Consider the following 22,170-nt stretch of genomic DNA (forward strand, 5'->3'; position numbering starts at 1 on the left):
CCGGCCGGCGCGCCACGACCACGTCGTCCACGTCGAAGAGCACCTCGAACTCGCCACCCGGCCCGGTGAGCTGGGTCAGCAGGTCGCGTTGCGCCTCGCCGACGTGGACGCGGTCGATGACGATGTACTCGATCTCCGACGGGTCGGGCAGCTTGTAGGTGTCGTCGTTGCCCCAGTACGACGGCACCCACGGGTTCGGCCAGTCGTAGATCTGCTCACGGTGCGACAGGTGCGGACCGAGCGCATAGGTGGCGGTGACCGAGACACCGTCGGGCACGAGGTCGACCGCGTCGCGCATCGCCTCGTGACGCGGCACCGGCGTGGCCCACACACCGTCGTTGGCACTGATCGGCGACGGCGACCACGCGATGTTCGTGACGTAGGCGCACACCAGCAGCCACGGCAACAGGAACCGCTGCACGAACCGGTATCGCCACAACCAGCGGGCACCCTCGATCGAGGCGATCACGATCGGGGCGATCATGACCGCCGTGTACTGGTAGCGGATCGTGCGCGCGTACGGGCTCGCCCCGATCACGCTGGCGAGCGTCTGGGGAACCGCCATCGCGAGCTGCCCGAGCCCGGCGAGCGGCAGGCCGCCCCACGGCAACAGCAGGTCGCGGTAGAAGCGGAGCCGGTCGGGCTGCGTCGCGTCGGAGACGACGCGGTCCGGCCGCGTGATCATCGTCTCCGCGATCTCGAACGTGTCGGCGCCGTACGCGCCGTAGAAGTACCCGATGTAGAACGGCTGCTGGCCCTGGTTGAACCCGGGGATGATCAGGCGCGTGCAGACCGCGTACCAGACGACGCCCAGCGCCGTGACGCCGAGTGCGATGCGCTGGTCGCGCTTGGTGCCGTCGCCGTCGCGCCGCATCATCCACCACAGGACGATGCCCATGACGACCACGAGCAGCGCCGTGTCCTCACGGGTGGACAGCGCGAGCAGGAGGGCGACGAAGAACGGCCGCCAACGGCGCTGCATAGCGAACCACCACGCGAACAGCAGCGGCGTCACGACCAGGGCCTCGGGATGGAAGTTGGCCCACGAGATCCACTGGATCGGCGCGTACAGCAGGTAGACGATGGCGAAGACCGTGCCGATCCAGGGGTTGCCGAGGCGGTCGCGAGCGATCAGGTACGTCGGGATCGCGCCCGCGCCGAGCGCCGTCGCCTGCGCGGCGTACAGGAACGACGGCCCGGCGCCGAACCAGTAGAAGGGCGCGAACAGCACGGCGATGAGGTTGACGTGGTGGCCCCAGAAGTCGAGCCCTCGCACCGTCACGAACGACTTGCCCCGCGACACGAGCCAGAAGCTCTGGTCGTAGATGCCCATGTCGAACGCCCACGTGCCGAAGTTCCGGTGGTGCTGGATGCCGAGGCGCCCGAACACGACCGCGAAGATCACGGCGCCGATGAACGTCGTCCACGCTGCGGGATGGGTGGTCCGCAGCGCCGTCAGCGCGGCGTCGGTGCGCTGGGTGACCCAGCCGGGAACGACGTCGTCGGCGCCGTCGATCACCTCGTCGGCGGGTTCGACCACGTCGTCGCCTGTTCCGGCTCGCTCGTTGCGGTCGGCACCGCTGACGACATCGGTCGACACGTCGCCCGAGGCTACTGCTGCGGCGGGGAGCGAGTCGGGCAGCGTTGCGATCGAACGCAGACGCCGCCACCGTCAGAGGCGATCGCACATGTCGCGGGCGAACGCGACGAGGCCGGGTCAGGCGGCCGGACGCACCTCGGCGGCGATCGCCGCCAGGACGCCGTTGACGAAGCGGCCCGAGTCGTCGGTGGAGAACCGCTTCGCGAGCTCGACGGCCTCGTTGAGCACGACGGCGGTCGGCACGTGCGGCCGCTCGAGCAGCTCGAACACGGCCAGCCGCATCACGTTCAGGTCGAGCACGGGCATGCGGGCGAGCGTCCACCCTTCGGCCTTGGCGTCGATGCGCTCGTCGAGGGTCTCGATCGCGCGGCCGACGCCGAGCACCAGCTCCTGGGTGAGCTCGTCGGGTTCGATGACCTGCAGCTCGATCGTCGCGGCCGGGTCGATCCCCTTGGAGTGCGCCTCGTAGAGCAGGTAGAGCGCTCGTTCTCGAGCGTCGGATCGCTCGTCGGGCCGCAGCACGTCAGACCCGGGTCATGTACTCGCCCGAGCGCGTGTCGACCCGGATCCTCTCACCCTGCTCGATGAACAGCGGCACGTTCACGACCTTGCCCGTCTCGAGCGTCGCCGGCTTCGTGGCGCCGGTCTTGCGGTCGCCCTGCACGCCGGGCTCGGTCTCGGTGATCGTGAGCTCGACGGATGCCGGGATCTCGACCCCGATGATCTCGCCCTGGAAGAACGCGACCTGGGCGGTCATGCCCTCGACCAGGTAGTCGGCGACGTCGGCCAGCGTCGCCGGGGTGACGTTCATCTGCTCGTACGACTCGTTGTTCATGAACACGTAGTCGTCGCCGTCGCGGTACAGGAACTGCATCTCGTCGCGGTTGATGATCGCCTGCTCGACCTTGATGCCGGCGTTGAACGTGCGATCGAACACGTTGCCGGTCTTGATGTTGCGCAGCTTGGTGCGCACGAACGCGCCGCCCTTGCCGGGCTTGACGTGCTGGAACTCGACGACCTGGAACAGACCGTTGTCGAGCTCGAGCGTGATGCCGGTCTTCAGGTCGTTGGTGGTGATGGTGGGCATGGCGTGTCCTTGGGCGATGCGGTGAGAACCCGGCAGCCGCCGTCGACGACCTCGACCAGGTCCTCGATCCGGAAACCACCGAAGCCGACACGATAGAGGCCAGGTTCGACGGTCACGACGTCCCCGGTACGGAGTTCGGTGGTGGCCACGGGGGATTCGAACGGATCCTCGTGGATCATCAACCCGACGCCGTGACCGGTGGAGTGCAGGTACCAGTCGGCGTAGCCGGCGATCGCGGCGAGGGAGCGGCACGTCGCGTCGACCTCACGGGCCGGTACACCCGAGGCCACCGCGTCGATCCCGGCGGCCTGGATGCCGAGCAGCAGCTCGTACAGCTCGCTCTGCTCGGCGCTCGGTTCGCCGACGACGTAGCTCCGGGTCATGTCGGAGTGGTACCCGTCGACCAGCGCACCGACGTCGATCACCACCGTGTCGCCCTCGCGGATCCGCCTCGGCCCGGTCTCGTGGTGCGGCCGAGCGGCGTGCTCGGGTCCGCTGGCGACGATCGTGTCGTAGCTCGGTCCGTCGGCCCCGTGCCGGCGCATGCGGTACTCGAGCTCCATGCGTACGTCGGCTTCGGTCACGCCGTCGCCGAGGGTGGGCGCGACCTCGGCGAGGGCCGCATCGGCGCAGCGACACGCCTCGGCGATACGGGCGACCTCCCCCTCGTCCTTCACCCGCCGACCGTCGTCGATCAGACCGCGGACCGGACGGAGCGGCAGCTCGTCGGCGAGCTGCAACCACTCGTCGTGGGTGAGCGCGGCCGGGTCGGCGGCGACGGCGTCGAGGCCGTCGAACGACGCGACGAACGCCTTGCGCTGCTCGACCCTGTTCGGACCGACGACGATCTCGGCATCGACGCCTGCCTCGGCCAGTTCGTCGGCGGCGCGGTCGCGGTAGCGCCCGTCGGTCACGAGGACGAGCCGGTCGGGCAGCAGGGCGACCGATCCGTTCGATCCGGCGAAGCCGGTCAGCCACCGCACGCTCGGCTGGTCGGTGACGACGAGCGCTGTCGCGTCGTGCTCGGCGAGCCGCTCACGAACCGCGGATGCGCGGCCGGCGTACGAGATCGGCGGGAAGCGGGAGGCGTTCATGTGGCGAGCTGGTCGGCGACGGCCCGTACGGCCAGCTCGTACCCCCGCATGCCGAACCCCATCACCGACCCGCTCGCAACCGGCGCCACGACACTGACGTGCCGCCACGGCTCGCGACGGTTCGGGTTCGAGATGTGCAGCTCGACGATCGGCCCCTCGAACGCCGCCAGCGCGTCGTGGATCGCCCAGGCGTAGTGCGTGAACGCGCCCGGATTGATGATGATCGCGGCGCACCGTCCACGGGCGTGGTGGATGTGCTCGATCAGCTCGCCCTCGTGGTTCGACTGGTGCGCCTCGATCTGCAGGCCCTGCTCGCCGGCGTGCCGCTCGGCGAACGCGACGTAGTCGTCGAGCGTGGCGGTGCCGTAGATCTCGGGCTCGCGGTCGCCGAGCAGGTTCAGGTTCGGGCCGTGCAGGAGGAGGACCAGCGAGCTCACGCCCGGCACGGTAGCCGCCGCCGTCGGCCGACCGCCGTCCGGCTCAGGCCGAGCACCGCTCGAACATGGTGCAGGAGGAACCGGCCACTCAGGCCACCCCGGGCCCTGCCGGCTCGGACGGCGCGTCCGAGCCGGTGCCGCGCTCGGCCCACGTGGCGCGGTGGGCCCGGTAGAGCACGTGCGGGCGCAGCGGATCCCCCTCCGGCACGCTCGGGTGGTCGAAGTCGCCGTCCGGATCGTGACGGAGACCGATCTTCTCCATCACCCGGCGCGACTTGGTGTTGGTCGCTGCAGTGAACGAGACCAGCTCGTCGAGGCCGAGCCCGCCGGCGTGCCGAGCCGTGAACGCATGCCGGAGGCACTCGAGCGCTGCTTCGGGAGCGAACCCCTGACCCCAGTGCTCACTGCGGATCCGCCAGCCGATCTCGACGCCGTCGCGGAACCACGGGACCATCAAGCCCGTGAAGCCGATCGACTCCCCGTCGAGATCGACGCACCAGAGCCCGAACCCGTGCTCGTCGAACCGGTGCTCGATCCGGTTCATGAACGCATCGGACTCACCGCGGCTCATCGTCTGGCCGATCGTCGCCATCACCAGCGGGTCGGAGTTCAGCGCGTGGAACGCCGGACGATCGGCGTCGGTCCACCGGCGGAGCAGCAGCCGCTCGGTGCGGAGCTGGTCGGTCACGCCATTCGGGCCAGCGCGTCGAGCACCGGCTGATCGTCGACACCGGCGACGACCTCGACGCCGTCGGGCCCGTCGAGCACGAACGTCAACCCGTCGAGGGCCTTCTTGTCGCGACGCATCAGCTCGAGCAACCGTGCAACCTCGATGCCGGCCGGCAGGTCGGTCGCGAGGCCGTACTCCTCCCCCACCACGGCGAAGTGCTCGTCGACCCGCTCGACGCCGACGCGGCCGAGCACGTTCGCGAGGTGGGCGGCGAAGATCAACCCGATCGCGACCGCCTCGCCGTGCGCGAGCCGGTGCTCGGTCGCCGTCTCGAGCGCATGCGCCAGGGTGTGGCCGTAGTTGAGCAGTGCCCGCCGACCGCCCTCGCGCTCGTCGGACGCAACCACCTCGGCCTTGATCTCGACGCAGCGCGCGATCCGGCTCGTCATGTCGAGCGCCAGCAGGTCGTCCCCGGTCAGGAAGTGGTACTTCGCCATCTCGCCGTACCCGCAGCGCATCTCGCGGTCCGGCAGCGTGTCGAGGGCGTCGAGATCGCACACGACGCCGCTCGGCTGCCAGAACGCACCCACGAGGTTCTTGCCCTCGGGGAGGTTGACACCGGTCTTGCCGCCGATCGCGGCGTCGACCATGCCGAGCAGCGTGGTCGCGACGTGCACGACCGGGACGCCCCGGTGGTACGACGCGGCCGCGAACCCGGCGACATCGGTGACGAGCCCACCGCCGACGCCGATCACGACGTCGTTGCGGGTGAGACCCATGCGGGCGAACCCGCGACACAGCTCGCCGACGGTCTCGAGGGTCTTGTGCTGCTCGTCGGCACCGATGTGGAAGACCTCGTGCGGGATGCTCGCAGCGATGTGGAGCGGCACCGTCTCCTGCGTCACCACCGCGGCGCGCCGGGCACTCCCCGGGAGCAGCGTGCCGAGCTCGGCGGCGGCCCCGCGGCCGACGAGCACCTCGTAGGAGCGGTCGGCGAGCGGCACCCGGACGCGTCGGATCTCGGTCATCGCGCTACAACCCGACGCGGAACGCCTCGGCGTTGCGGACGAACTCGCCGACCGAGTCGCCGCCGAACTTGCGCTGGGCCTCTTGGGCCAGGACCAGCGCCACCATCGTCTCGGCGACGACGCCCATCGCGGGCACGGCGGTCACGTCGGTGCGCTCCTTGAACGAGACACCCGACTCCTTCGTCTCGGTGTCGACGGTCTCGAGCGTCGGCCGGTTGAGCGTGGCGAGCGGCTTCATCGCCGCTCGGGCCACGACGAGCTCGCCGTTGGTCATGCCGCCCTCGAGGCCGCCCGCCAACGTGCTCAGGCGGGCGTAGGTCTCGTTGTCGGCGTCCCACCGGATCGGATCGTGCGCCTGGCTACCGAGTCGGCCCGCCACCTCGAACCCGTCGCCGATCTCGACGCCCTTGACGGCCTGGATCGACATCAGCGCCTGCGCGATGAGCGCATCGAGCTTGCGGTCCCAGTGCACGTGCGATCCGAGTCCGACGGGCACGCCGAACCCGAGGACCTCGACGACGCCCCCGAGCGAGTCACCCTGCTTGGCGGCCGCCTTGATCGCCGCGACCATCGCATCGGTGCCCGATGCATCGAAGCACCGCACGTCGGACGCGTCGACTGCGGCGAGGTCGTCGGGCGTCGGCCGGACGGCGTCGACCGCGACCCGTGCGTCGCCCATCTGGATGACGTGGGAGATCACCTCGATGCCGAGGTACGAGAGCAGCTTCTTGGCCAGCGCGCCCGCTGCGACTCGCGCCGCGGTCTCGCGTGCCGAGGCGCGTTCGAGGACGTCGCGTGCGTCGGTGAATCCGTACTTCTGCATGCCGGCGAGGTCGGCGTGGCCCGGCCGCACCTGGGTGAGCGGCGCCTTGGTGGCGCCGGGCGCCGGCGACATCTCGTCGTGCCACTTGTCGGAGCGGAACCACTCGGTGTTCTTGATCTCGATCGCCACCGGCGAACCGAGCGTGCGGCCGTGCCGGACGCCTCCGATCAGCGTCAGCTCGTCGACTTCGAACTTCTGACGCGGGCCGCGGCCGTAGCCCAGCCGGCGGCGAGCCATCTCGGCCTGGATCTCCTCGACGGTGATCTCGAGCCCCGCAGGCAAGCCTTCGACGATGACGACGAGCGCCTGGCCGTGCGATTCGCCGGCGGTGAGGAAGCGGAGCATCGGCCGCAGGCTACCGGCGGGCCGCGACGAGCGAACGGCCGGTTCGCACCGAGGGAGCCCCGGTCGGATCAGGCGCGGGCGGCGAGCTCGGCCTCCGCGGCCGCCCGCATCGCTGCCGGGTCGGGGCGGTGCCCCGTCCACAGCTCTTGCTGGAGGACCGCTTGGTGGACCAGCATGCCGAGCCCGTCGATCGTGTCGGCACCCGCCGTGCGGGCCGCTCGCAGCAGGGCCGTGTCGAGCGGGTGGTACACGATGTCGGCGACGACGATGCCTGCCCGCAGCAGGCGGGGATCGATCGGCACCTCGTCGGTCCCCATCCCGACCGACGTCGTGTTGACCAGCAGCGTCGCCGCGCCGACGTCGTCGAGACCGCCGACCCTCGCCACATCGCTGAGCTCGGCCGCCGACCGGGCTCGTTCGGTGGTGCGGTTGACGATCGCGACGTCGGCCACGCCGGCGCGACCGAGCGCGTCGATGATCGATCGTGCGGCGGCCCCGGCGCCGAGCACGACCGCGGTGCTGTGCGTGAGCTCGACCCCGGACGCGATGACCGAGTCGACGAACCCCTGCCCGTCGGTGCTGGCGCCGAACGTCGTGCCGTCGTCGCGCAGCACGACGGTGTTGACCGAGGCCAGCGCCGCCGCGGCGTCGTCGACCTCTTCGACCGCCGCGGCCACGTCGGCCTTGTGGGGCATCGTGACCGACAGCCCACCGATGCCGAGCGTCCGCATCGCCTCGACGGCGCGTCGAGCGTCACCGGCGGCGACCTCGAAGGCCACCATGGTCCAGTCAGCGCCGGTCGATTCGAAGCCGGCCCGGTGAATCGCCGGCGAGAGCGAGTGACGAACCGGATCGCCGATGACCGCCGCGAGTCGGGTGCGTGCGGTGATCATCAGTCGAGCAGGCCCGCCGCCGCCGCCGCATTGACGTTCTCCTGGTGCTGCTCGCCCGTGACCGCGAACGCATGGCCGCCGTCAGGGCTGGCGAGCACGTAGAACAGGTAGGCACAGCCCTGCGTCGGGTCGTCGAGCACCTGGCAGATCGGATCACCGGGCGGCGGGTTCGGCGCCGGGTTGAGCGCCGCCCGGATCGACGCCCGCCCGGGGTTCGCGATCGGCGTCACCGGGAGGCCGGCGTTGAGGTAGGTGTTGTACGGACCGGGGATCTGGCGCATCTGCGGGAAGGGCATGTCGGGGTCGGGTGCGCCGTACCGGACGGCGGCGTCGATCTGGAGGTTCATCCCGAGGAACAGGCGGTTGTAGATCACTCTCGCGATCTTGGCGCGGTCCTCGTCGAGCTTGGCCTCCTTCTCGATCATCGACGCGATGACGAGGATCTCGTACGGGGTGCGACCGAGCGCCTCGGCCTGCTCGTCGAGGTCCTCCTGGGACGCGACTCGCTCCATGATCGAGATCATCCGCTCGACCACCTGGGCCTCGTTGTCGGCGTTGGAGATCTGGTACGTGTCGGGGAAGAGCAGGCCCTCGAGCGAGCGTTGCCCCGGGCCCCGGTAGCGGGCAGGGGCGAACGGGTCGTTGGCAGCCTCGACGAACGCCTCGGCGCTCAGGCGCGGCATCGTCTCCTCGAGCCGCTGCCCCATCTGCTCGATGGTGAATCCCTCCGGGAAGGTGATCCGCTGGTACGTCTGGTCGGGTGGGGTGCGCAGCCGGGCCAGCACGTTGCCCATGTGGTCGTTGAGCGGCAGCTGGTAGAAGCCCGGCGTGATCTCGAGGCCGCCCTTCTGCTCGACGTACCACGTGAAGACCGACTCGTCCTCGACGAAGCCGCCCTCCTCCAACCGGGCGGCGATCGAGTCGACGTCGTCGGTCTCGAGCACGGTGAACGGCACCGACCGGACGTCGCCGTTGCTCGGCTGCACCTTGCCGGTGTACCACCAGCCCACGTAGCCGGCGACGAGGACGAGCACGATCACGAGCACCATCGAGAGCCAGACCGCCCATTTGACGATGCGCGTCTGCCGGCGGAGCGGCTCGACCGCGGGCACCTCCGCGACCTCGTCCCACCCGTCGAGCTCCCAGTCGGACCGGTTGCGGTCCGACCGGTCGAGCTCGGGCTCACCGACGATGCTCACGTCATCGCCTCCACCACACGGGCACCTCGCTCGGACATCGCACCGACGAGCACGCCGACTCGACGCGCGTCATCGCTCCTGCGCCGCCCTCGAGTCGAGCCAGGACTGCAGCATCACCGCGGCGGCCACCTTGTCGACGACCTTGCGGCGCTCGACGGCGTTGAGACCCGCCTCGAGCATCGAGCGGTCGGCGGTGACGGTGGTCAGGCGTTCGTCGTGCATCTCGACCGGCACGTCGACCAACGTAGCGAGGCGGCGCGCCTCGGCGACGGCAGCCTTCGCCGCCTTGCCCTCCGACCCGTCCATGTTGAGCGGCAGGCCGAACACGATGATCTCGGCCTCCTCCTCCCTGGCGATGCGGGCGAGCTCGTGCAGATCGTGCTGCTTCGACTTACTGCGCTGCAGGACGAGCAGGGGCGACGCGATCGTGCCGGACAGGTCACTGACGGCCAGGCCGATCCGTTTGGTGCCCGGGTCGACGCCGAGCGCCCGGACACCGGCTCGGCTCACGCGGTGGCGGCCTCCGACGCGATCCGCATGGCCTCGTCGAGCCCGCTCGGATCCTTGCCGCCCGCCGTGGCGATGTCGCCCTTGCCGCCCCCGCCACCGCCGACGGCCCTCGCGGCGGTCTTGATGAGGTCGGCTGCGGCGATGCCCTCGTCGGGCTGCACCGCGGCGACGAGGCTGACACCGCCCGTGGGAGTCTCGCCCATCAGCACGACACGGCGGACCTCGGGTTGCTGGCGAACCGCGATCGCGAGGTCGCGGAGGTCGCCGGGCTCGAGACCGTCGAGGCGCTGCACGACGATGCCGTCGGCCGCCGTGCCGGCGAGCTCGGATGCGCGGCCGGTCGCGAGCTGGCTGCGGAGCTGCTTGAGCTCGCCCTGGAGCGCCTTGATCTCATCGAGCTTGCGCTCGACGCCCTCGACGACCCCGCCCGTCGTGCCGACCAGCTGGGCGATCTCGGCGAGCTGCCGCTCGTCGCGTTGGAGCAGCTCGACCGACGCAGCGCCGGTGATCGCCTCGATGCGCCGCAGGTTCGACCCGATCGACGACTCGCTGACGACCTTGACGGCACCGATGTCACCGGTGGCGGCCACGTGAGTGCCGCCGCACAGCTCGATCGAGGGGCCGGCTTCGAGCACGCGCACGACGTCGCCGTACTTGTCGCCGAAGAACGCGACGGCGCCCATGGCTTCGGCTTCGGTCTTCGAGGTCTCGAACGCCCGCGCCCGCTCGTTGCGCAGCGTCTCTTCGTTGGTCAGCCGCTCGATCTCGGCGATCTCGTCGGCGGTCACCGCGTCGTAGTGCGAGAAGTCGAAGCGCAGGCGGTCGGGGCCGACCCACGAGCCCGCCTGCTTGACGTGGTCACCGAGCACGTGGCGCAGCGCCCAGTGCAGCAGATGGGTCGCCGTGTGGTTGCGGCGGATCGAGTTGCGGCGGTCGGCGTCGATCGTGGCGGTTGCCTGCTGCCCGGCCGAGACCGAGCCCGACGTGACCCGCGCGAGGTGGCGGCGGAGGTTCGGTAGCGCGAACGTCGTGTCGACCACCTCGGCGGTGCCGGTCTCGGTGACGATCGTGCCGGTGTCACCGATCTGGCCGCCGCTCTCGGCGTAGAACGGCGTGCGATCGAGGAAGACGTGCGACAGCTCGTTACCGTCGTCGTCGGTGCCGCCAGGCAGCACCGCGAGCACTCGGCTCTGGGTCTCGTCGTCGGTGTAGCCGAGGAACTCGGTGACGCCGAACTGCTCGACGACCTCGCGGTAGCCGTCGAGCTGGCCGTCGTCGCCGCCCGAGTCCTTGCGCGCCGCCTTGGCGCGTTCGCGCTGCGCCGTCATCTCGGCCTGGAAGCCGTCGAGGTCGACCTCGACGTCGCGCTCGCCCGCGATCTCCTGGGTCAGCTCGAGCGGGAACCCGTACGTGTCGTGCAGCAGGAAGGCCGTCGAACCGGGCAGGCTCGCACCCTCGCCGAGCTCGTCGTCGAGGATGCCGAGACCGGTCTTCAGGGTGTGGCGGAAGCGCTCTTCCTCGCGCGTCAACACGCCGACGATGAAGTCGCGGTTCTTCACGACGTCGGGGTAGGCGTTGCCCATGATGTCGATCGACATCTCCACGAGGCGCGGCATCACGAGCTGATCGGTGCCGAGCAGGAACGCGTAGCGGACCGCACGGCGGAGGATGCGCCGCAGCACATAGCCGCGACCCTCGTTGGACGGGAAGACGCCGTCGCTGACCAGCATCGTCGAGGAGCGGGCGTGCTCGGCCAGCACTCGCATCGCGAAGCTGTCGCGGTCGCCGTAGTCGCCGACGGTGTACGACTTGCCGGTCAGCGACTGCGCCGTCTCGATCAGCGGCAGCATCAGGTCGGTCTCCCAGACCGAGTCGACGCCCTGCAGCAGCGCGAGGATCCGCTCGAGACCCGCGCCGGTGTCGACCGACGGCTTCGGCAGCGGCGTGCGCGTGCCGTCGGCCGTCTGGTTGTACTGCATGAACACCAGGTTCCAGAACTCCATGAACCGGTCGCCGGCCGGGTCGCCGAGCGGCCCGCCATCGGGACCGAACTCGGGCCCGCGATCGATGTGGATCTCCGAGCACGGACCGCACGGCCCCGTGTCGCCCATCTGCCAGAAGTTGTCCTTGTCGCCGAGCCGCTGGATGCGCTCCATCGGCACGCCGACCAGCTCGTGCCACATCTGCTCGGCCTCGTCGTCGGACTCGTGGACGGTGATCCACATCCGGTCGCCGTCGAGACCCCAGCCGCCGCTCGCCGGATCGCCGGTGACGAGGTCCCAGCTCCAGGGGATGATCGCCTCTTTGAAGTAGTCGCCGAAGCTGAAGTTGCCCATCATCTCGAAGAACACGAGGTGGCGCTTCGTGCGACCGACGTCGTCCAGGTCGTTGTGCTTGCCGCCGGCGCGGGCGCACTTCTGGGAGCTGACCGCACGGGCGTACGGCGGCACCTCGTCGCCGACGAAGTACGGCTTGAACGGCACCATCCCCGCGACGGTGAACATCACGGTCGGGTCGTGCGGGATCAGCGAGGCCGACGGCACGACCGTGTGGTCCTTCGCTGCGAAGAAGTCGACGAAGGACTGGCGGAGCCCGTCAGCCGTGATCGAGTGGTTGCCGTTCGTCATGGTCGGGTCAGCCTACCGACGCACGGGTGTTCGACCGCGTCCGGTTGCGGCGGCCGGCCAGCGTGTCGACGTGCCCGGCGGTTTCGTGCGCGCCTCAGTCGCGCGGCGGAGCGGCGGTCAGTCGTTGCCGCCGGCAGCCGCGGTGTCGACCTCGGTGATCTCGACGTCGGTGATCTCGACGTCGGACGGTGCCGAACGGGGCGGAACGGTGAGCCCGCTCGGCTGCTGCTCGTTCGCCTGGCGCTGCTCGGAGGCGCGTCGAGCGCCGATGAGGTAGGCGGCACACTCGCTGTGTCGGACCCTGGTGGCTGCTCGCATGGTCGGGACCGTCCGCCTCGGCGACTCTCGGTCAAGGTGGTCTGGCGGAATCCAGGCGGGGCCGATGGACCGGACGCCCCGCTACCGTCCCGGACGACGGAACGAGTCGGCGCGCTGCGCACCTCGGGATCGCCGCGGTCAGCGGCGCTGCCCCGGGTCGGCACGCTGCGCAGCCGGCGCTCCGTCGACCCGGCCGCTCGCTCGGCGACCGCCGACCGCCTGCGGTTCGGCGGCCGTGGGACGACGACGGGTCTCGATCGGCGCCAGCGCCGTCCTCGAGTGTCGATCGGTCGCCCGTCCCGGGCAGCTGTCGACCGACGTCTGGGGTCGGTCGGGAAGAAGGCGTCCCGGAGCGCGGCGGTCATCACCGGCGGACGAACTCGAGGCGGGTTCTGCCGCGCTCGAAGACCAGCCGCCCGCCGTCCAGCCGTCCACCGGTCTCGATCGCATCAGCGACGTCGTGTTGGAGATCGCCGAAGTCGACGCCGCCGACCGAGCAGTCCTCCTGGAACTCGGTGGTGTCGTCGATGAGGACGACGAACTCGAGGCAGGCGAGCCGGACCGTGGCGCGACGGTCGTCGATCTCCAGTCGGGCGGGAGCGTCGTGCTCGACGTCGTCGACGATCACGACCTCGGCGGTCCACCCGCCGTCCGAACCGGCCGGGAATCGCGTGTCGACGAGACGCTCCCGCACCCCGATCCACACGATCGCGATCAGGAAAGACGACGAGCGGCACCGCCGGGAGGAAGCGCCGCCAGGCGGGTGGCGACGCGAGGGGCTCGTCCGACTTGCGACCGCCGAGCGTCGGGTCTGCGGGCACCTCGTCAGTATCACACCGCCCGATGCACCCCGCGCCTCACGTCTCCAGTCCGGTCGTCACCGAGACTGTCGTCCCGGCCGTCCGGCCTGGGATCAGGCGACCGATCCCGTGCGCGACCGGCGCAGCGTGCAGCTGGCTCGGCCGCCTGCGAGGATGGCGGTGTGCCCGGCACGTCGGTCTCCTATGCCCGCATCGCCGACCGGTACGAACACGCCCGGGGCGGCACCGAGCGGGCCGATGCGCTGGTCGAGGCGATCGGGCCGTGGCTGACTGACGGGCTGATCTGCGACGTCGGCGCCGGCACGGGCGTCGTGACCGAGCGGTTGCGCACGGCAGGTCGGGACGTGCTTGCCGTCGACCTCTCGATCGAGATGCTGCGGCGGGCGGCCGAGCGCCTGCCGGGCAGGGTCGCCGTGGCAGACGGCTCGCACCTGCCGCTGGCGGACGGGACTGTGGACATGATCACGTTCGTCTGGGTGCTGCACCACGTCGCAGACCTCGACGCCACGCTCCGTGAAGCCCGGCGAGTGTTGCGGCGGGGCGGGCGGATCGTGACCGTGAGTGGGTTGTCGATCCCGACCGCCGACGAGATGTCACCGGTCTTCGAACGGCTCAACGATCGACTACGACCCGATCGGGTGCGGCAGTCGCTGGCCGTCGCTGAGGTTGCAGGGTCGGTCGGCTTCACGATCGCGCACGAGGGCACCGCTCGAACCTCGGCCGAGACGTCGCCCAACGCGCTGGCCGACGCGATCGAGGAGCGGATGTTCTCCCACCTGTGGGACCTCGACGAAGAGCAGTGGCGCACGATCGTCGCGCCGGCGGTCGATGAGCTGCGATCGCTCCCCGAGCCGGACCGGGCGCGACATCGTGTCTTCGACCATCCGCTCCTCGTCCTCGACCGCTGAGCTCACCTGTCCTGATGGTCTCACCGAGCACGACGAGGGGCCTGCCCGACTCCGCCTGAGATCACGTCGTGTCACGTTGTGTCAGACACAACGTGACAGAACCGGCGATGTCAGCCTGTGGCGATCTGCGCCCCGAGCGGTCAGTGGCGTCGCCGGAGGATCGAACGCAGCGGAACCGTCAGCGCAGGGTGAAGCGCGGTTCGCCGGCTGCGGTCGATCCGATGACCGCAGCGGTGTGGCCAGTAGCTTCGAGCTCGGCGAGCACGCCGGACGACTCGCCAGGATCGACGCCGAACACCAGCCCGCCCGATGTCTGGGCATCGGCGACGAGGATCTGGTGCACCTCGTCGTGCGATCCGGCGTCGAGGATCGACCGCCCCCATCCGAGGTTGCGGCGACTGCCGCCGGGTACGACACCTGCGGCGGCGAGCTCGGCGGCGCCGGGCAGGAACGGCACGGCGTCGAAGTCGACCGCCACGGCGACCCCCGATTCGACCGCCATCCGGCCGAGGTGGCCGAGCAATCCGAACCCGGTCACGTCGGTGCACCCGGTGGCGCCGGCGGCCACTGCGAGGCGGGCGGCGACGTCGTTGAGCCGGGTCATCGACTCGACGGCTGCGTCGGCGACCTCGGACGACGCCTCACCGGCCTTGATCGCCGTCGTGATGACGCCGACGCCGAGCGGCTTGGTGAGGACGAGGTCCTGCCCCGGCTCCAGGCCGCGGTTCGTGAGGACGCGATCGGGATGCACCACGCCGGTGACCGCCATCCCGTACTTGGGTTCGGGATCGTCGATGGTGTGGCCGCCCGCGACGACGAACCCGGCCGTGTTCGCGATGTCCTGGCCGCCGCCGAGCACCTCGTCGAGCAGCTCGATCGGCAACGCCTCGGCGTTCCAGCCGACGAGGTTGAGCGCGAACAGCGGCTGACCACCCATCGCGTACACGTCGGACACGCTGTTCGCAGCTGCGATGCGGCCCCACGAGCGCGCGTCGTCGACCACCGGCGTGATGAAGTCGGCGGTCGAGATGAGGGCGCGCTCGTCGTCGAGCCGCCACACGGCGGCGTCGTCGCCGGACTCGGGGCCGACGAGCAGTTCCTCGGGGTGTTCGGAGTGGAGATGGCGCACGACCTGCGCCAGTTCGCCGGGGGCGAGCTTGCAGGCTCAACCGGCACCGTGGCTGAACTGCGTGAGCCGTGTCACGGGTTCGCTCATGTCGTCCACCCCCTTCCCGCACTCGTCATGGAAGGCCGAGACTAACGGCCGGATCGGTGGCCTGGTCGGCCAGCACCGTCCCGACCAGCATCGTCGGGCCCGACGGGCGATCCGCGATGACGTAGATCGTGTCCCGTCGCCCCACCGCCGTGAGGCGCACGTCCCACCGAGATGCGTCGAGGCCGAGCAGGTCGTCCAGTTCGACCGTCTCCCATGCATCGAAGTCCCGACTCACCCGCAGCAGCGGGCTGCTACGCGGGTCGGCGGCGACCCACCCGAAGTCGGCCCGGGATGCGCTGACGACCCCCGGGACGTTCGGCATCTCGACGAACCGCTCACCGTCTGCGGTCGAGAACGCAGCGTGCCGGCCGCCGGTGTGAATGGTCAGTCGAGCGTCGGGATACGAGCCGTGCAGACCCACCGGAGTGCCCGCCGTTCGCGCCGCCGGCAGCTCGAGCTCGCTCCACCTGCGACCGTCGGCCGACCGCCACAGCCTCACGTCGTCGTCCGCGTCGGCCACCCGCGCCAGCACGCCTCCGCCGAAGCGGACCAACTCGACGCGATCGTCGAGCTGCCACGGCCGGGCGACTGGTGCGAAGTCCTGACCGTTCCAGCCCAACCAGACGAGATCGACGCTGCCGGCAGCCGCCTCCAACGGGCCCCGACCGGGATGTGCGTCGAACGACCAGACGGTCGCACCGTCGGCGTCGACGACGTCGAAACCGCCGGGTCGCGGTGCGGGCGACAACCTGAACTCCTCGACGCCGAGCCCGCGGTAGTCGCCCTGCGCCGCCCTGATCGCCCGATCGCCATCGGTGAGCCGCACCCGATACGAACCGTCATCGACGACGTCGACGAACTCGCGCCACGGCAACTCGACTCGGCGTGATGCGAGCAGGAACAGCTCGTTCCCGAGAACGATGGGGAACCCGTCGGACGGATCGAGTGCCGGAACGGTCTCGGCCACGAGACCGTCCGGCACCGCCTGTGACGATCCGGCGAGATCGGTCTCCTCCCATCCGGTCGGCATCTCCACGGCGAGCGTGAGCGATGCCTCACGACCGGCGAGGCGCCAGGCGATGCCACCGACCTCGCGGACAGTCTCCTCGTGTGATCGCCACCGACCGTCGGTGCCGAGCTCCCATCGACGTCCGCTGTCGTCACCACCGACCACGTCCCCGTTGGCGTCGAGCGCCACGAACTCGGGCAGCATCCGCTCGACGCCGTCGACGTGGTCCCAGACGATCGTGCCCACCGTCGACCCGTCGAGTGCGCGGACACCCTCCAGGGTGTTCGCGACCGGCAACTCCGACGAGGCCGTCGCCGACGGCTCGTCCCCGACCGGCGGTGCATCGTCCTGGCCCCCGAACACCACGACGGCGGCCCCCACCACGACGACCCCCGCGACCACGACGGCCGCGATCAGCGCGTTCGCGCCGTCCGGGTGCGGCACGTTCTCATCCACGGCGGGCCGCGGGTGCGCCCCCGAGCCGGGCACCACGTCGATCACTCGGTTCGGTTCGACGTCCCCCGAATCGTGTCGCCGGCGATCGGCCATGGACGGCCCAGTCTGCTTCGCCGCGCGACCCGGGACAAGGCGGCGGCTACGCCGGCCGGCGATACCCTGCCGCCCCGTGACGGCAGCGCCACCCGACGACGTGCACGAGTGGATCTCGTTCGAGGACGCCACCGAGCAGCGAACCTGGGTCTTCGACGCGACCTATCTCCGCTCGTCCCACCGCTGCATCTACGGCGAGGGATGTCAGGGCGTCCTCGACGCGCCGGCCGAGGAGATGGCCCAGGGCTGCTGCAGCTACGGCGCACACTTCGTCGACGACGACGACGTGCAGACGGTCGTCAGCGCGTTCGTGCGGGTCGAACCACGTCACATGCAGTTCCACGCCAAGGCGGTGAAGGGCGGCTTCCTGCGGCCCGGCGAACCCGACGGCGACGGCAACCCGACCACGGTCAGCCGGCTCGTCGACGATGCGTGCATCTTCCTCAACCGGCCGGGCTTCGAGGGGGGTACGGGCTGTGCGCTCCACATCGCCGCGCTCGACGCCGGCGAGCGGCCGCTCGACTGGAAGCCGAACGTCTGCTGGCAGGTGCCGATCAGGCTCGAGCACTCGAGCGACGACAACGGCCACGTGACGTCGCGCCTGCGGGAGTGGAAGCGCCGGGACTGGGGCGACGGCGGCGACGAGTTCCACTGGTGGTGCACCGAGGCCGCGGAGGCGTTCGTCGGCGACGAGCCGGTCTACGTCGCGTCGCGTGACGAGATCGTCGAGCTCGTCGGCCAGGAGGTGTACGACCTCATGGTCGAGCAGCTGGAGCGCCCCGGCTGGGTGCCGTTGCCGCACCCCACGGTGCGCCGGGCCTCGTAGCGTCGTGTCGGCGTGTGCGGGCGCCGGAGCGCCGGCACACGATCAGTCGGGCGTCAGTCGTCGGTGTCTGCGTCGTCGTCGTCGAACGTGACGCCGTACTTCTCGGCCAGCGCTGCGTACTCGTCGTCGGGGTCCACGTCATCGCGCGAACGCTCACCCAAACCGAGATCGAAGGCCTCTGGACCCGACTGCTTCAACTTTCGCGCTTCTTCGAAGCGGCGATGACGACCCTTCTTCACGACAGGGCTCCCAGACACTAGACAGTTGACATTGCCGGACAGCCTACCGGCTGAGCCGGCACGATCGGCGGTCCGGCGGCGGACCGGCCCACGTCTCGCCTGGTCACGACGGCCGGAATCGCGTCGCCGGCACCGTTCTACGATGACGCCGTGCACCGGACCTTCGCCATCCTCAACCAGAAGGGCGGCGTGGGCAAGACCACCGTGACCCTCGGCCTCGCGTCCGCAGCGGCCGACGCCGGCCGACGGCTCCTCGTCGTCGACCTCGACCCGCAAGCGGCGAGCTCGTGGGTGCTCGGCCTCGACCCGATGGACCTCGACGCCACGATCGCCGACGCCCTCGATCGGCGATCGGCTGCCGACGTCATCCAACGATCGGCCTGGTCGACGAACATCGACGTGCTGCCGAGCACTCCAGCGCTGCAGGCCTTCGAGTCGGGCGGCTCGAAGCGGCTCCGCAAGCTGCTCAAGCCGATCGAGCACGAGTACGAGGCGGTCCTGATCGACTGCCCGCCGTCGCTCGGCAACCTGACCCGCAGCGCGCTCACCGCGGCACGTCACGCGCTCTTGGTGGTCGAGCCGTCGTCGCTCGGGCTGCGCGGCATCGGCGGCGTGGCCGACCTCATCGACGACGTCTGGGACGCGACCAACGCCGACCTCGAACTGGCCGGCGTCGTGCTCAACCGCGTGCCGGCGGTGTCCAACGAGGCGGGTCGCCGCATCGACGAGCTCGCCCGCATCGTCGGTCGCGACGCGATCTGGTCCCCACCGATCCCCCAGCGCGTGATCTTCAACGAGGCGGTCGGCCAGCGCCGCCCACTCCACTCCTACGGCAGCCGCGCCTACCACCCGATCGCCGTGTTCGACTCGCTGTGGCGCCGTGTCCGCGGCGTCGTCCACGCGGCCCAGCCCTGATCGTCGAACCCGGATCGTCGAAACCCGGAGCGTCGGACCGGGAGCGCCGAACCCGGAGCGTCGAACCCACATCGCCGAGGCCTGATCGACACGCCGGAGCGTCGGACCGGGAGCGCCGAACCCGGATCGTCGAAACCCTGATCGTCGAACCCACATCGCCGAGGCCTGATCGACACGCCGGAGCGTCGGACCGGGATCGTCGAAACCCTGATCGTCGAACCCGGATCGTCGAACCCACAGCGCCGAAACCGGATCGTCGCCACATCGCCGAGGCCTGATCGACAAGCCGGATCGTCGACCCTGCATCGTCGAACCCGGATCGTCAGTCGGCGGCGACGTCGACGAGCCGCAGGCCGGCGCCCCGGTCGAACGTCAGCGCCGCCGCACCGTGGAGCAGCCGGTCGATGTCGGCGCCCAGCAGCTCGCGCCGCCACCCGAATCGCAACCGCGCCTCGGGGTCGCCCGCGAGGAAGGCGATCAGGTCCGCGCGGGTCGCCAGCATCGAGGTGTCGATCTTCTCGCTCTTGGCCACCTGGCTGACCCAGGCCGAGATCAGCGTCACCGCCGGCCGGAGATCGCGTTCGAGCTCGTCGCCACCCGAACGAGCTGGTGGTGGTTCGGCCCGCTTGCCCTCCTCGACCGCGTCGAGGATCTGAGCCGCGACCTTGCCGCGGCTGAATCGCTCGTCGACGCCGCGGGCCTGCGACAGCTCCTTCGGGTTGGACGGCTGGCGTTGTGCGATGCCGAGCACGGCGAGGTCGGGCAACACCTGCCGGACCGGGATGTTGCGCTCCATCGCGGTGCGCTCGCGCCAGGCTGCGACGGCCTGGGCGACAGCGCGGGGCCGGGGCCGGAGCCCCCTGACGTCCTTGAGCCGGGTCCAGGCGTCCTCGGGCGCCGTGCCGCTCACGGGCCGGCTGCGCAGCTCGTCGCTCGCTTGCGTGACCCAGTCGCGCCGACCGAGCTCGTCGAGCTGCGCGATGAGCAGATCCCGGACCTCGAGCAGGTACGCCACATCGGCCGCCGCGTAGTCGCGCTGCGCATCGGTCAGCGGCCGGCGCAGCCAGTCGGTCAGGCGATCACCCTTGGCCGGGCTGACGCCGAGCTCACCGTTGAGCAACGCCACCAGTGACGGTGTGCCGTAGCCGACGAACCCACCCGCGAGCTGCGTGTCGAAGAAGCATCGTGGGATCGAACCCACCGTGTGCGTCAGCACGTCGAGGTCCTGCTGGGCGGCATGGAACACGGCCTCGACGTCGCTGTCGAACAGCCGGCCGAGCGAGCGGACGTCGACGGCCAGCGGATCGACCAACACCAGCTCGTCCCCCCACGCGAGTTGCACCAGCGCCAAGCTCGGGAAGTAGGTCCGCTCGCGGTGGAACTCGGTGTCGATCGCGTAGCGGTCGACAGCCAGCAACTCGTCGATGATCGCCTCGAGCTCGTGTTGGTGAGCGACCCAACGATGCGGGTGGCGGATGCTCACGCCGGGCCGGTCTCGACGTCGCGGCCCGAGGCGATCCACGCCAGGGTGCCGCCGGCCACGTTGACCACGTCGGCACCCTGCGCCGCGACGAACTCGCAGGCCTGCATGCTCCGGCCACCCGAGCGGCAGATGACGTACGTCGTGCCGTTGCCGCGGAACGCGTCGACGTTGGCCGGCACGGTTGCCAGCGCGACGAGCCGGGCGCTCGGGACCCTCGCCTGCTCGAACTCGGCGGGCTCCCTGACGTCGATCACGGTTCCACCGGCGTCGATGTGCGTGGCCAGTTGGTCGACGGAGACTTCAGGGATCGTCATATCGGCAGCAGGCTACCGGCGATCACCTGAGGGAACCGGGGCGGCGGCGCCTGCGAGCCGGCCCGCGGCGTCAGCGCTCGCGCTCGTCGAGCAGGTCGCCGGGCGTGTTGACGTTGCGGACGCCTGCGACATCGACGTCGACCTCGATCACCGCCAGCTCGTCGAGAGCGGCGCCGTAGCTGCGGGTGCCGCGTGCGATCAGATCGGCGAGCGGCGCTGCGGCCCTGGCCGCCCAGTACGACAGCAGATGGCGTCGCCCGGCTGCCGTTGCGACGATGACATCGGCGGCGTCGTCGCCGGCACCGGCGCGGTCGATCAGCGCAGTGACGGTGGCAGCGTCGAGATCGGCGAGGTCGCAGGCGGCGACGACGATGTCGCCGCGGACGCGATCGATCGCCGCGTGGATCGCCGGGAGCGGGCCTTCGCCCGGCATCGAGTCGGGCGAGACCTCCAGCCCGAAGGAGGCCAGCGCCGCAGCGTCACCGCCCTGGCAGAACACCGGTTGGCAGCCGGCCTCCCACAGCGCGTCCGCGACGCGCACTGCCATCGGTCGACCATCGACGGGCAGCGTCGCCTTGTCGCTCCCCATGCGGGCGCTGGCGCCTCCCGCCAGCACCACACCGGCCGGGTGACTCGTCATCGGGCGGGGCCCGGGTTCAGGGCGCGGTCGACCGCGACGCTCGCGGCAGCGGCCGTCACGCCGGCGGGATCGAGACGACCTCGTCGTCGGGCACGCCGCTCGGGTCGAGCTGGAGCAGGAAGTGGCAGGTGCGCTCGGCCTCGTCGGTCTCGCCGATCGCGTCTGCCATACGGTGCAGGCCGAGGAGACAGTGCAGGAAGCCGACGTTGCCGTCGTGCGCCCACCGCACGTAGCCCGAACCACGCCAACCACACGCACGAAGGGCATCGAGCCCTCGGTGGTAACCCACCCGGTACGCGGCGTACCGACCGATGACATCGTGGGTGAGGTCACCCAGCGCCGCCCAGCTCTCGAGGGAGCGCGGGTTGTGCGACACCAGTTCGGCCACTGCCGCACGGGGATCATCGGCCGCCCTGGCGTGCTCGAGCGCCGTTCGCATGGCGGGGTCGATGTCCGGGAGCACCGTCACGGGGATCCCGTCCGACATCTGAATCGTTTGGTCGGTCATACCGTCAACGATACGACCCTCGCCCGCCCATTGCCCGGGGTCGCCGGGCCCTATCCACCCTGCCGTTCGTCCCGTCCCGGCCGGCCCGGCGTGGTCGGGCGATGCGAGCCG

The 22,170-nt window shown here is 70.6% G+C and carries 23 protein-coding genes; 3 read left to right on the forward strand and 20 right to left on the reverse strand.

Going from position 1 to position 22,170, the window contains the following annotated elements; genetic code table 11:
• The 14 genes from QNJ12_RS13920 to QNJ12_RS13985 all read right to left on the reverse strand — a co-directional run.
• A partial coding sequence (locus tag QNJ12_RS13920; protein ID WP_300623356.1) for a DUF2079 domain-containing protein occupies positions 1–1,600 on the reverse strand: 1,600 nt, incomplete at its 3' end.
• Positions 1,601–1,717: 117 nt separating this feature from the next.
• Positions 1,718–2,122 carry a transcription antitermination factor NusB gene (nusB, locus tag QNJ12_RS13925; RefSeq protein ID WP_300623357.1) on the reverse strand — a complete coding sequence of 135 codons (405 nt, stop codon included), beginning with the start codon at positions 2,120–2,122 and terminating at the stop codon, positions 1,718–1,720.
• A 1-nt stretch (position 2,123) separates the two neighbouring features.
• Positions 2,124–2,687: an elongation factor P gene (efp, locus tag QNJ12_RS13930; RefSeq protein ID WP_300623358.1), complete on the reverse strand. Its 564-nt coding sequence runs from the start codon at positions 2,685–2,687 to the stop codon at positions 2,124–2,126.
• Positions 2,660–3,781, reverse strand: coding sequence for a Xaa-Pro peptidase family protein (locus tag QNJ12_RS13935; protein ID WP_300623359.1), 1,122 nt, complete (start codon positions 3,779–3,781; stop codon positions 2,660–2,662). The genes efp and QNJ12_RS13935 overlap by 28 nt, the downstream gene beginning before the upstream one ends.
• On the reverse strand, positions 3,778–4,218 hold the full coding sequence (gene aroQ / locus QNJ12_RS13940; RefSeq protein ID WP_300623360.1) for a type II 3-dehydroquinate dehydratase: 441 nt from the start codon (positions 4,216–4,218) through the stop codon (positions 3,778–3,780). The genes QNJ12_RS13935 and aroQ overlap by 4 nt, the downstream gene beginning before the upstream one ends.
• A gap of 88 nt (positions 4,219–4,306) precedes the next feature.
• Positions 4,307–4,906, reverse strand: a complete 600-nt coding sequence (locus QNJ12_RS13945; protein WP_300623362.1) for a GNAT family N-acetyltransferase — start codon at positions 4,904–4,906, stop codon at positions 4,307–4,309.
• Positions 4,903–5,916 carry a 3-dehydroquinate synthase gene (locus tag QNJ12_RS13950; RefSeq protein WP_300623363.1) on the reverse strand — a complete coding sequence of 338 codons (1,014 nt, stop codon included), beginning with the start codon at positions 5,914–5,916 and terminating at the stop codon, positions 4,903–4,905. Before QNJ12_RS13950 ends, QNJ12_RS13945 begins: the two co-directional genes overlap by 4 nt.
• Positions 5,917–5,920: 4 nt before the next feature.
• Positions 5,921–7,084 carry a chorismate synthase gene (gene aroC, locus QNJ12_RS13955; RefSeq protein ID WP_300623364.1) on the reverse strand — a complete coding sequence of 388 codons (1,164 nt, stop codon included), beginning with the start codon at positions 7,082–7,084 and terminating at the stop codon, positions 5,921–5,923.
• Between the two features lie 68 nt (positions 7,085–7,152).
• Positions 7,153–7,977: a shikimate dehydrogenase gene (aroE, locus tag QNJ12_RS13960; protein ID WP_300623366.1), complete on the reverse strand. Its 825-nt coding sequence runs from the start codon at positions 7,975–7,977 to the stop codon at positions 7,153–7,155.
• Entirely contained in the window at positions 7,977–9,176 is a 1,200-nt protein-coding gene (gene mltG, locus QNJ12_RS13965; protein WP_300623368.1) for an endolytic transglycosylase MltG, read from the reverse strand. The genes aroE and mltG overlap by 1 nt, the downstream gene beginning before the upstream one ends.
• Before the next feature lie 69 nt (positions 9,177–9,245).
• Positions 9,246–9,686: a Holliday junction resolvase RuvX gene (gene ruvX, locus QNJ12_RS13970; RefSeq protein WP_300623370.1), complete on the reverse strand. Its 441-nt coding sequence runs from the start codon at positions 9,684–9,686 to the stop codon at positions 9,246–9,248.
• Positions 9,683–12,313 (reverse strand): alanine--tRNA ligase, encoded by a 2,631-nt coding sequence (alaS, locus tag QNJ12_RS13975; RefSeq protein WP_300623372.1) that lies wholly within the window; start codon positions 12,311–12,313, stop codon positions 9,683–9,685. Before alaS ends, ruvX begins: the two co-directional genes overlap by 4 nt.
• Positions 12,314–12,430: 117 nt before the next feature.
• Complete coding sequence (locus QNJ12_RS13980) at positions 12,431–12,631, reverse strand: hypothetical protein (RefSeq protein ID WP_300623373.1); 201 nt, start codon at positions 12,629–12,631, stop codon at positions 12,431–12,433.
• Between the two features lie 364 nt (positions 12,632–12,995).
• Positions 12,996–13,325, reverse strand: a complete 330-nt coding sequence (locus QNJ12_RS13985) for a hypothetical protein (protein ID WP_300623374.1) — start codon at positions 13,323–13,325, stop codon at positions 12,996–12,998.
• A gap of 288 nt (positions 13,326–13,613) precedes the next feature.
• On the opposite strand from QNJ12_RS13985, the gene QNJ12_RS13990 reads away from it, so the two are divergent.
• A complete protein-coding gene (locus tag QNJ12_RS13990) occupies positions 13,614–14,360 on the forward strand; it encodes a class I SAM-dependent methyltransferase (protein WP_300623375.1) in 747 nt (248 codons plus the stop codon).
• A 178-nt stretch (positions 14,361–14,538) separates the two neighbouring features.
• Here the strand turns inward: QNJ12_RS13990 and selD are convergent, their stop codons facing one another.
• Both selD and QNJ12_RS14000 read right to left on the reverse strand, forming a co-directional pair.
• The gene (gene selD, locus QNJ12_RS13995; protein WP_300623376.1) at positions 14,539–15,576 is read right to left on the reverse strand and encodes a selenide, water dikinase SelD; all 1,038 of its coding nucleotides are present in this window, start codon (positions 15,574–15,576) and stop codon (positions 14,539–14,541) included.
• Between the two features lie 25 nt (positions 15,577–15,601).
• On the reverse strand, positions 15,602–17,029 hold the full coding sequence (locus tag QNJ12_RS14000; protein ID WP_300623377.1) for a hypothetical protein: 1,428 nt from the start codon (positions 17,027–17,029) through the stop codon (positions 15,602–15,604).
• Between the two features lie 181 nt (positions 17,030–17,210).
• Here QNJ12_RS14000 and QNJ12_RS14005 point away from each other — a divergent pair, with 181 nt between their 5' ends.
• Both QNJ12_RS14005 and QNJ12_RS14010 read left to right on the forward strand, forming a co-directional pair.
• Positions 17,211–17,960: a hypothetical protein gene (locus QNJ12_RS14005; RefSeq protein ID WP_300623378.1), complete on the forward strand. Its 750-nt coding sequence runs from the start codon at positions 17,211–17,213 to the stop codon at positions 17,958–17,960.
• Positions 17,961–18,349: 389 nt separating this feature from the next.
• Entirely contained in the window at positions 18,350–19,114 is a 765-nt protein-coding gene (locus tag QNJ12_RS14010; protein WP_300623379.1) for a ParA family protein, read from the forward strand.
• A gap of 322 nt (positions 19,115–19,436) precedes the next feature.
• Here QNJ12_RS14010 and QNJ12_RS14015 read toward each other — a convergent pair whose 3' ends face one another.
• The 4 genes from QNJ12_RS14015 to QNJ12_RS14030 all read right to left on the reverse strand — a co-directional run bounded on the left by QNJ12_RS14015 (position 19,437) and on the right by QNJ12_RS14030 (position 22,059).
• Entirely contained in the window at positions 19,437–20,597 is a 1,161-nt protein-coding gene (locus QNJ12_RS14015) for an HRDC domain-containing protein (protein WP_300623380.1), read from the reverse strand.
• Positions 20,594–20,911, reverse strand: a complete 318-nt coding sequence (locus QNJ12_RS14020) for a rhodanese-like domain-containing protein (RefSeq protein ID WP_300623381.1) — start codon at positions 20,909–20,911, stop codon at positions 20,594–20,596. The genes QNJ12_RS14015 and QNJ12_RS14020 overlap by 4 nt, the downstream gene beginning before the upstream one ends.
• 70 nt (positions 20,912–20,981) lie before the next feature.
• Positions 20,982–21,551, reverse strand: a complete 570-nt coding sequence (locus tag QNJ12_RS14025) for a molybdenum cofactor guanylyltransferase (protein WP_300623382.1) — start codon at positions 21,549–21,551, stop codon at positions 20,982–20,984.
• A 55-nt stretch (positions 21,552–21,606) separates the two neighbouring features.
• A complete protein-coding gene (locus QNJ12_RS14030; RefSeq protein WP_300623383.1) occupies positions 21,607–22,059 on the reverse strand; it encodes a DUF3151 family protein in 453 nt (150 codons plus the stop codon).
• Between the last annotated feature and the right edge of the window lie 111 nt (positions 22,060–22,170).

Source organism: Ilumatobacter sp., from assembly GCF_030065885.1.
In the GTDB taxonomy this organism is placed as follows: Bacteria; Actinomycetota; Acidimicrobiia; order Acidimicrobiales; family Ilumatobacteraceae; genus Ilumatobacter.

Coding starts and splice junctions, on each gene's coding strand:
- efp (WP_300623358.1), bottom strand. CDS start 2,687: ATGCCCACCATCACCACCAACGACCTGAAGACCGGCATCACGCTCGAG.
- QNJ12_RS13935 (WP_300623359.1), bottom strand. CDS start 3,781: ATGAACGCCTCCCGCTTCCCGCCGATCTCGTACGCCGGCCGCGCATCC.
- QNJ12_RS13950 (WP_300623363.1), bottom strand. CDS start 5,916: ATGACCGAGATCCGACGCGTCCGGGTGCCGCTCGCCGACCGCTCCTAC.
- aroC (WP_300623364.1), bottom strand. CDS start 7,084: ATGCTCCGCTTCCTCACCGCCGGCGAATCGCACGGCCAGGCGCTCGTC.
- aroE (WP_300623366.1), bottom strand. CDS start 7,977: ATGATCACCGCACGCACCCGACTCGCGGCGGTCATCGGCGATCCGGTT.
- alaS (WP_300623372.1), bottom strand. CDS start 12,313: ATGACGAACGGCAACCACTCGATCACGGCTGACGGGCTCCGCCAGTCC.
- QNJ12_RS13980 (WP_300623373.1), bottom strand. CDS start 12,631: ATGCGAGCAGCCACCAGGGTCCGACACAGCGAGTGTGCCGCCTACCTC.
- QNJ12_RS14020 (WP_300623381.1), bottom strand. CDS start 20,911: ATGACGATCCCTGAAGTCTCCGTCGACCAACTGGCCACGCACATCGAC.
- QNJ12_RS14025 (WP_300623382.1), bottom strand. CDS start 21,551: ATGACGAGTCACCCGGCCGGTGTGGTGCTGGCGGGAGGCGCCAGCGCC.
- QNJ12_RS14030 (WP_300623383.1), bottom strand. CDS start 22,059: ATGACCGACCAAACGATTCAGATGTCGGACGGGATCCCCGTGACGGTG.